At 64.1% G+C, this 1200-nt stretch carries 1 protein-coding gene; it reads left to right on the forward strand.

Features of this window, described 5'->3' with window-relative positions:
* Window positions 1–1200, forward strand: a 1200-nt coding sequence (locus tag IVB13_RS04540) for an IS66 family transposase (protein WP_247487932.1), incomplete at both ends; no start/stop codon positions are given.

Genomic DNA, 1200 nt, shown 5'->3' on the forward strand with positions numbered 1-1200 from the left:
GCCAGGCTCGAGCGGTTGCTCAAGCTTGCAAAAGACGCGCAGTTCGGTCGATCGTCGGAAAAGCTTGACGCTGATCAGCTCCAGCTTATTCTGGAGGATATTGATCAGGCTGTCGCGGCTCTCGAAGCAGCCGAGGACCGCGCCAATCCCAAAACACGCGAGAAGAGAGCTGCCGAGCGCAGGGCCAATCGTGGCAAGCTGCCGGAGCATTTGCCGCGCATCATCGAGACCCTGATGCCCGCTGCAACCTGCTGCCCATGCTGCGCAGGCGACCTTTTTGAGATCGGTCACGATGAGAGCCAGAGGCTGGACGTCGTACCGGCGCAGTATCGCGTTATCGTCACCCGCCGCCCCAAACTGGCCTGCCGCGCCTGTCACGGCGTCGTCCTCCAGCATGCTGCTCCCGAGCGATTGATCAGGGGAGGACTGCCGACCGAGCGGCTCGTCGCGCATGTGATCGATGCCAAGTATCATTGGCATTTGCCGCTTTACCGCCAGACGCAGATGCTGGCGACGCACGGTATTGCCATCGACCGTTCCACGCTCGCCTTCTGGGTCGGCTATGCGGCCCAGGAATTGAAGCCCTTGTGGCATCGTCTGCGCCAGCTTCTGCTCGCCTCTCCGAAGCTCTGTGTCGATGAGACCCCGGCGCCGGTGCTGGATCCCGGGCGCGGCAGGACCAAAACCGGCTACTTCTGGGCGCTGTCGCGCGATGACAGGCCTTGGGCCGGGCCTGATCCGCCCGGCGTGGTCTATGCCTATGCACCAGGCCGCGGCGCCGTTCATGGCTTGCGACTGCTCGAAGGCTATCGCGGCATCATCCACTGCGACGGCTATCAGGCTTACAAGACCATGATGCGAGAGACGCGTGCGGACGCCTTGTCCGGGACGCTCGCATTCTGCTGGTCGCATCTCCGGCGCCAGCTTGTGAAGATCGAGCGCGAGGCTTCGCCGGCGCCGGCGCCGGTTGCCCGCGAGGCCCTCGAGCGCATCGCCCAGCTCTACGCGGTCGAGAAAGTCCTCCGTGGCCGATCTGACGCCGAGCGCCGCGCGGGCCGGCAGGCGCATGCCCGGCCGTTGGCTGCAGCCTTGAAGCAGTGGTTTGAGGCGAAGCTTGGTCACCTCGCGCAGAAGAGTGAGACGGCGAAAGCTTTACGCTATGCACTGCGTCATTGGGACGGCTTGACGCTCTACCTTGAT

Origin of the sequence: Bradyrhizobium sp. 17, from assembly GCF_023073515.1 — a bacterium.
Taxonomy (GTDB): domain Bacteria; phylum Pseudomonadota; class Alphaproteobacteria; order Rhizobiales; family Xanthobacteraceae; genus Bradyrhizobium; species Bradyrhizobium canariense_D.